8 protein-coding genes are annotated in these 7,680 nt (G+C 66.5%); 5 read left to right on the forward strand and 3 right to left on the reverse strand.

What is annotated here, in order from left to right; all coding sequences use genetic code 11:
• Window positions 1-27: 27 nt before the first annotated feature.
• The 5 genes from AC2VOU_RS15270 to AC2VOU_RS15290 all read left to right on the forward strand — a co-directional run bounded on the left by AC2VOU_RS15270 (window position 28) and on the right by AC2VOU_RS15290 (window position 4,989).
• The gene (locus AC2VOU_RS15270; protein ID WP_486958137.1) at window positions 28-378 is read left to right on the forward strand and encodes a hypothetical protein; all 351 of its coding nucleotides are present in this window, start codon (window positions 28-30) and stop codon (window positions 376-378) included.
• Window positions 375-1,208, forward strand: a complete 834-nt coding sequence (locus AC2VOU_RS15275; RefSeq protein ID WP_486958144.1) for a sulfurtransferase — start codon at window positions 375-377, stop codon at window positions 1,206-1,208. Before AC2VOU_RS15270 ends, AC2VOU_RS15275 begins: the two co-directional genes overlap by 4 nt.
• A 175-nt stretch (window positions 1,209-1,383) precedes the next feature.
• Window positions 1,384-2,598: an acetyl-CoA acetyltransferase gene (locus tag AC2VOU_RS15280; protein WP_486958138.1), complete on the forward strand. Its 1,215-nt coding sequence runs from the start codon at window positions 1,384-1,386 to the stop codon at window positions 2,596-2,598.
• Window positions 2,598-4,088, forward strand: a complete 1,491-nt coding sequence (locus AC2VOU_RS15285; protein ID WP_486958139.1) for a carotenoid oxygenase family protein — start codon at window positions 2,598-2,600, stop codon at window positions 4,086-4,088. The genes AC2VOU_RS15280 and AC2VOU_RS15285 overlap by 1 nt, the downstream gene beginning before the upstream one ends.
• Complete coding sequence (locus tag AC2VOU_RS15290; RefSeq protein WP_486958140.1) at window positions 4,078-4,989, forward strand: winged helix-turn-helix transcriptional regulator; 912 nt, start codon at window positions 4,078-4,080, stop codon at window positions 4,987-4,989. The genes AC2VOU_RS15285 and AC2VOU_RS15290 overlap by 11 nt, the downstream gene beginning before the upstream one ends.
• Here the strand turns inward: AC2VOU_RS15290 and AC2VOU_RS15295 are convergent.
• The 3 genes from AC2VOU_RS15295 to AC2VOU_RS15305 all read right to left on the reverse strand — a co-directional run bounded on the left by AC2VOU_RS15295 (window position 4,986) and on the right by AC2VOU_RS15305 (window position 7,390).
• Window positions 4,986-5,402: a hypothetical protein gene (locus AC2VOU_RS15295; protein ID WP_486958141.1), complete on the reverse strand. Its 417-nt coding sequence runs from the start codon at window positions 5,400-5,402 to the stop codon at window positions 4,986-4,988. The two genes, AC2VOU_RS15290 and AC2VOU_RS15295, sit on opposite strands and share 4 nt — an antisense overlap.
• A 17-nt stretch (window positions 5,403-5,419) precedes the next feature.
• The gene (locus AC2VOU_RS15300; protein WP_486958142.1) at window positions 5,420-5,857 is read right to left on the reverse strand and encodes a type II toxin-antitoxin system Rv0910 family toxin; all 438 of its coding nucleotides are present in this window, start codon (window positions 5,855-5,857) and stop codon (window positions 5,420-5,422) included.
• A gap of 135 nt (window positions 5,858-5,992) precedes the next feature.
• Entirely contained in the window at window positions 5,993-7,390 is a 1,398-nt protein-coding gene (locus AC2VOU_RS15305; RefSeq protein WP_486958143.1) for an HNH endonuclease signature motif containing protein, read from the reverse strand.
• Between the last annotated feature and the right edge of the window lie 290 nt (window positions 7,391-7,680).

Raw genomic sequence — 7,680 nt, forward strand, 5'->3', positions numbered from 1 at the left:
TGAGTGACTCGTGACACCATGAGCCCCATGTTCGACCGCCCGATTCTGGCCGCGATTTTCCTGGCCGTCGCCGCTACGGGCTTGGCGTCACCGGCCCATTCCGACCCGACGCAGTGCCCGGCCAGCGGCTGCCCACACGGGACGGCCGCGCCGCCCGCCAACGTCAACAGCCCGTCCTACAAAGACGGCTACAAATCCGAACACGACTACTTCGCGACCCCGCAGAATCACGCCTACCTCGCGAGCGAGATGCGAAACGGTTACACCACTGCCACGGCCTGTCAGGTGGAGGTCAAGGGCGGTCCGCCGCCGGCGAATCTGAACGACTGGCTGGCCGGCTGCGTCGACGCCCTGCATGATCTGGGGTTCAAGCCATAAGCATCTTGATCACGCCCGCGGAGCTGGCCGGGCTGATCGACGCCGACGAGCCCGTGATGATTCTCGACGTGCGCTGGCGACTCGACGAGCCCGATGGCCACGCGACGTACCTGCAGGGCCATCTGCCCACTGCGGTCTACGTCTCACTCGAGGACGAGCTCAGCGACCACTCGGTGACCGGGCGGGGAAGGCACCCGCTGCCCCGCGGGCGTGACGTCGAAGTCGCGGCGCGGCGTTGGGGCATCCGCGACGGTGTGCCGACAGTCGTCTACGACGACTGGGGCCGGGCCGGCTCGGCGCGGGCGTGGTGGGTGCTGACCGCCGCCGGCATCGCCGATGTGCGCATCCTCGACGGCGGCCTGGCCGCGTGGCGGTCCAACGGCGGCGCGCTGTCTACCGGCCAGGTCGAGCCTTCACCGGGCAATGCGACCGTCACACATCACGACCTCTACAACGGCGCCTTGCCGACCCTGACGGCACGCCAGGTTCACGACGTCGACCTGCTCGACGCGCGTGCACCCGAACGGTTTCGGGGTGAGCTCGAGCCGATCGATCCGGTCGCCGGTCACATCCCGGGCGCTAAAAACCTGCCCAGCGGATCCGTGCTGAACGCCGACGGCACCTTCCTGACGCGTGAGGGGATCGCCGAGTTGCTCGCCGAGCTCGGCGTCGACGACGTCGGGATCGGCGCGTACTGCGGCTCCGGCGTGACGGCCGCGGTCACCGTCGCGGCGCTCGCGGTATCGGGTTACCGGGCAGCGCTGTTCCCCGGCTCGTGGTCACAGTGGGTTTCTGATCCCGACAACCCTGTCGCACGCGGCGACAACTAGGACGGTCGCCGAAACAGGTTTGCCTGGCGGCCTTGGCGGCAATGCCCCCGTGGAGGCGGACACGTTGGTCGACCTGCGTTTCTGCCCAGGTCTTGCCGGTTCAGCCGAGAGCTGGTGAGACCGCCCGGGGTGAAACCGAGCAGTCACTCTGTTAGATGGAGTAACGTACGGTGTTATGGACGTGGGAGTCTGGGTCCTCGGCGGCTACCAAAGCGACTTCGCCCGAAACTTCACCAAGGAAGGCTCTGACTTCGCCGACTTGACCCGCGAGAGCGTCGACGCCACGCTGTCCGCGGCCAATGTCGACGCCGCGGACATCGGGTTGGTCCACGTTGCCAACGCATTCGGCGAGATGTTCGCCGAGCAGGGTCACCTCGGCGCCATGCCGGCGACCGTGTGCGACGGCCTGTGGGACGCCCCGGCGTCCCGCCACGAGGCCGCCTGCGCGTCGGGCAGCATCGCCGCGCTGGCCGCGATGGCGGACCTGCGCGCCGGCAACTACGACACGGCGCTGGTGCTCGGGGTCGAGTTGGAGAAGACGGTGCCGGGCGATACAGCGGCCCGTCATCTCGGCGCAGCGGCCTGGACCGGCCACGAAGGCACCGACGCGAAGTTTCTCTGGCCGTCGATGTTCGCCACCGTCGCCGACGAATACGACCGCCGATACGGCCTCGACGAGACCCACCTGCGGGCGATCGCCCAAGTCAACTTCGACAACGCACGGCGAAACCCCAACGCGCAGACCAGGCAATGGCACATCCCCGATCCGATCGACGCCGACGACGACGCCAATCCGCTCATCGAAGGCCGGCTGCGGAGGTTCGACTGCAGCCAAATGACCGACGGCGGCGCCGGAATCGTCTTGGTCTCCGACTCCTACCTGCGCGAGCACCCCAGCGCGCGGCCGATCGCCCGCATCGCGGGCTGGGGACACCGCACCGTCGGCCTCGGCCTGCAGCAGAAACTCGACCGCGCCGCCGACCATCCCTACGTGATGCCGCATGTGCGCGCGGCGGTGCTGGACGCGCTGCGGCGCGCCAAAGTCACCCTGGACGATCTGCAGGGCATCGAGGTCCACGACTGCTTCACTCCCAGTGAGTATCTGGCGATCGACCATATCGGCCTGACCGGACCCGGCGAGTCGTGGAAGGCGATCGAGAACGGCGAGATCGAGATCGGCGGACGGCTGCCCATCAACCCGAGCGGCGGCCTGATCGGCGGCGGCCATCCGGTTGGTGCGTCGGGAATCCGGATGCTCGTCGACGCGGCCAAACAGGTCAGCGGGGCGGCGGGCGACTATCAGGTCGAGAACGCGAAAACCTTTGGCACGCTGAACTTCGGCGGCAGCACCGCCACCACCGTCAGCTTCGTGGTCGACGAGGCAAGCTGATGGATGATGTAGCAGTCGTCGCCAAGTTTTTGTCGACGCTGCCCGAGGACGACGACCACCCGTACCGGACCGGTCCCTGGCGGCCGCAGACCACCGAATGGGACGCCGACAACCTGGTCGCCGTGGAGGGCGAGATCCCCCGCGACCTCGATGGCGTCTACCTCCGCAACACCGAGAACCCGCTGCATCCGGCGCTGAAGACCTACCACCCGTTCGACGGTGACGGCATGCTGCACATCGTCGGATTCCGCGATGGAAAAGCGTTCTACCGCAACCGTTTTGTCCGCACCGATGGCTTCCTCGCCGAGAACGAGGCGGGCGAGCCGCTGTGGCCGGGGCTGGCCGAGCCGGTGCAACTGGCCAGGCGCGACGGCGGCTGCGGCGCCCGCACCCGGATGAAAGACGCCTCCAGCACCGACGTCATCGTCCACCGCGGCATCGCGCTGACCAGCTTCTACCAGTGCGGCGACCTGTATCGCGTCGACCCGTTCTCCGCCGACACGTTGGGCAAGGAGACCTGGAACGGCACGTTTCCGGTCGACTGGGGCGTTTCGGCTCATCCGAAGGTCGACCCGAAAACCGGTGAGCTGCTGTTCTTCAACTACAGCAAGCAGGCGCCGTACATGCATTACGGCGTCGTCGACGAGAGCAACCACCTGGCACACTACATCGACATCCCGTTGCCCGGACCACGGCTGCCACACGACATGGCCTTCACCGAAAATTACGTGATCCTCAACGATTTCCCGCTGTTCTGGGATCCAGAGCTACTACGGCAGGACGTGCACCTGCCGCGGTTCTACCCGGACATGCCGTCGCGCTTCGCAGTGGTGCCGCGGCGCGGCAGCACCGACGACATCCGCTGGTTCGAGGCCGACCCGACGTTCGTGCTGCACTTCACCAACGCCTACGAGGACGGCGACGAGATTGTGCTCGACGGCTTCTACGAAGGCGCACCGCAACCGGTCGACACCGGGGGCAACAACTGGGACAAGCTGTTTCGCTTCCTGGCCTTGGATCGCCTGCAGACCCGGCTGCACCGGTGGCGATTCAATCTGGTCACCGGTCAAGTCGCCGAGGAGCAAATGTCGGATTCGGTCAGCGAATTCGGCACGATCAACCCCGACTACGCCGCGGCGAACTACCGCTACGCCTACGCCGCAGCCGGCAAGCCGGGGTGGTTCTTGTTCGACGGACTGGTCAAACACGATCTGCGTACCGGCGGCGAGCAGCACTACCGTTTTGCCGAAGGGGTGTACGGCAGCGAGGCCGCGATGGCGCCCCGGCCGAAACCCGCCGCCGAAGACGACGGCTACCTGATCACGCTGACTACTGACATGGCTGCCGACGCCTCCTACTGCGTGATCTTCGACGCCGCCCGCTTCAGCGACGGCCCGGTGTGCAAACTTGCTCTGCCCGAACGGGTTTCCAGCGGAACCCACGCCACCTGGGCGGCGGGCTCGCTGTTGCGCCGTTGGCATGACGTCTGAGCCCACGGCTCTGGACCGTGGCGGCACCAACGCGGTCGGCCGCGTCCTGGGTCTGCTGGGCGACGAGTGGACGTTGCTGATCATCCAGCAAGCATTGTTGGGCGCGACTCGGTACGGCGATTTCATAAAGCGTCTACCTATCTCGAATACGGTGCTGGCCAACCGGTTGCAGGTACTGACCAACAGTGGCCTGCTGGACCGCCAGGAATACCAGGTGCGGCCCGTACGCGCCGAATACCTGATCACCCAACGCGGACGCGCGTTTTGGCCGGTGCTGTTGTCGATCTGGGAATGGGAGCGGCGCTGGGTTCCCGACCAGGTGAACCGGCTTCCGGGCATGCGACACACCCAGTGCGGCAGCTACTTCGCACCGACGTTGACCTGCCGGGCCTGCGGAGAGGCGGTGACCGAAAAGGACGTGGCGGCGCGCTGGGGCCCGAGCGGGTCATGGCCACGTTCGGTGCCCGATGGGACGAACCGCCGCCGATCGAGTGACGGCCAAGCCGGGTTGTTTCCGGAGACCATGAGCGTGTTCGGGAACCGTTGGGCCGCTGCCGTGTTGGTGTGTGCCTTCTTGGGTACCAGCCGGTTCTCGGATTTCCAGACGCAGCTCAAGGCTCCACCGTCGCTGCTGTCCGGCCGATTGCAGACGTTGTGCGCCAACGGCGTGCTGTGCACGTCACGCGACGGCAACTATCGGCTCACCGAGAAGGGCCGGGCACTCTTCCCGGCCATCATCGCCGCCTTGCAATGCGGGCAGCAGTGGTTCCGGGCGCCCGAGGGCCCGGCAGTGCTACTCACCCACCGCGGCTGCGGCCGAACCTTTGTCGGGCAGTTGACCTGCGACCAGTGCGCCCAGCCGTTGAAGGGCGCGCACATCAGCACCGTAACGTCGGACTAGCGGCGCAGCGCTGCCGCCAGCGCCCACACCGAGCACAACACCGCCGCGGCCGCCGCGACACCACCGACGTAGAGACCGTAGGCCGCAGACACCGGCGGCTTCACGTTGACGGCGTAGTACCGCACCATCAGCGCAATCTCGACCAACGAGATCACCAGCGCCGCAGCCGATGCCGGCCGCACCGCCAGTCCGCGGCCGACCATGGCGCCCGCCACCAGCAACGTGGACCCGAGCACAACGATCAACTGACCCGGGCCGAAGGCGTGCGGCAAATGAAGGCTGCCGACGCTGCCGCCGATCGCGTTGGCCCAGCCGCCGCCGCCGCTGCTTGTCGTCAGCCAAGGTAGCCAGGCACTCACCGACACCGCCGCAGCGAATAGCGCGACCATCCAACCAGGGCTCGGGCGGGCCATAGTGCGACAATAGCCGCTCAGGCCGGCGCGAAGACCGTCACAAAGTTCCGCAGTGACTCATTGATATCGCTCTTCAGCGCGGCGGCGACGATCATGCCGATCGGCCCGAACAGCGCCGGCCCGCCGAGGTGCACGTCGAAACTGACCACCGACTGGTCGCCGCTGGGCTTGACCTTGGCCAGCAGCTTCACCTTGACACCGCCGACGCCGACACCGTCGAGCGTCATCGACTCCGGCGGCTTGTAATGCACGATCGTCCAGGTGATCCGGTTGGGCATGCCCTTGACTTCGACAATCGACTCGATCACCATGCCTTTTTCCAGCTGATCGGGCAGCGCGCTGCGCCACACCCGGTGGATGGTCAGCCACTCCTTGAAGCGGGACAGGTTGGACGCATGCTGCCAGGCCCGGTCGGGCGAAAGCGGGACATCGATGGATCCGGAAAGTTTTGCCATTACTGCTCGTCCTCAACGGTCAACACGCTTTCCCCCAGCAGGTTTGTGCCCTTGACCATGCTTCTCACCTCGCGTCCGTTCCGACGCCCGACCCTACCGTCCCGGCCGACGCGTACGGCACGTTGCCGGGACATTTCACGGGTCATTTTCGTCGTCGAGTAACTCGTCGGGGTGGTGAATCCGGTTGACTCGTGGAGGCCCGGTGCCGTCGCCCCAGGCGAGTCGGCCGTCGTTGGTGATCGTCGTCGTGACGTTTCCGGACGTCACCTCGGAATGATCCGGCGCGCAGAGGAAATACAGGCTGTCTGCGTCGGTGCGACCACCGTTGGCCCAGTCCTTGCCGTGGTGGACTTCGCAATGGTACCCGGGTTCCAGGCAGTCGGGCCGGGTGCATCCGCCGTCGCGGGCGTAGCAGATGATGCGCTGGTCGAGTGTCGCGATGCGTTTACTACGGCCCAAGTACAGCGGACGTTCTGAGTGATCCTCGAACACAGCCAGGTAGTGGATGCTGTCGCCGGCCATTCGGATCAGGTCGCGCATCGGCAGTTGGCTGCCTCCGCCGGTGCGTGCCGGTGGCGGCATCGCGACATGCGGATCGGCGACCGCGCGAGCGGCCCGATCGAGTTCGGCCAGCGTCGTCGTCACGATGACGGTGACCGGGACGCCGCGATGGGACCCCAGCGCTCCTGAGGAGATCGCCTGGCGCAGTCCGAGTTTCAGTGCATCGTGGCATCGCTGTGGAGGCGTGCGGCGATCGGTTTCGTCGGGGCAGCCGTCGCTCGTCTGCGGCACATGACGACCTGGTCGCACGGCCGCGGTGACGGCCTCCAGATAGGCGCGCGCCTCCGGATCCAGCCATCCGCTCAGGCGGCTCATGCCATCGATACCTTGCCGGCCCAGCATCACGCCGCGGCGCCGCGCCCGGTCTTCGTCGGAGAAATTGCCGTCGGGATTGAGACAGTCGGCAATCCGCTCGCCCACCGCGGCAACGAATTTGGCGTCCTGGTTCCTGGCGTGGCGGACCAGCGTGCGCTCGGCTTTTTCGTGATCGCCGACGCTGACCGCCGACGGCAGCACGTCCAAGGCCCGGGTAACCGCGGCGATGTGGTCGTCACCGAGCGCGCCTTCTGCGACAGCCTTCGCCAACGCCGGCAATTCCGGCGGCAGGGCTGGGCCGGTCAGCGAGCGTCGCGGGGAAATTCGCACCGCCGTGCGAAATCGACGCTTGACTTCGCCGGCGGTGATCCGCAGACGCGAGCCCAGCAGGTGGCGTATGGCGACGTCAGACGGCAGCGCGGGGTCGTCCGGCCCGTCCGCGGGATCGGCGATTTCGGCGAACATGCGGTACGACAGCCCGCGGTTGAGTCGGCCCAACGTCTCCAGTCGCTCGGCGACCTGGACGCGGAAAGCGTTGCCCACCAGATCAGTCGACGTTCCGCGAAGCCGGACGTAGGCGGCGTCGATCAGCTCGAGGTCGGCGCGAATCTGTCCGCGCGCCGCATCCACGGGAAGTGCTGACTCGACGGAACTCATGCGGACAGGCTATCGAACAAAGTTTCGATCAGCACTCGTCAATTCGGTGTTTGTGGATAAAGCGCCAACTGTGCATAACTGCCACTTGCTGGTCGACGGCCGACTGTCGGGCCGCGGCAGTATGGTCATCGGCCATGGGATCGGTCCACGAGGTCATCGATTCAATCCGCCTCATGGTCGTAGCGTTCCGCGCCGGGCGGCGTGGCGCGTAGCTTGGCCTTCTGGATTTTTGATGTCGGGGTTTTGGGCATTTCCGCGATGAACTCCACGAAGCGTGGGGTCTTAAAGGG

The sequence above is a fragment of the Mycobacterium sp. TH-M25 genome (genome assembly GCF_057473665.1).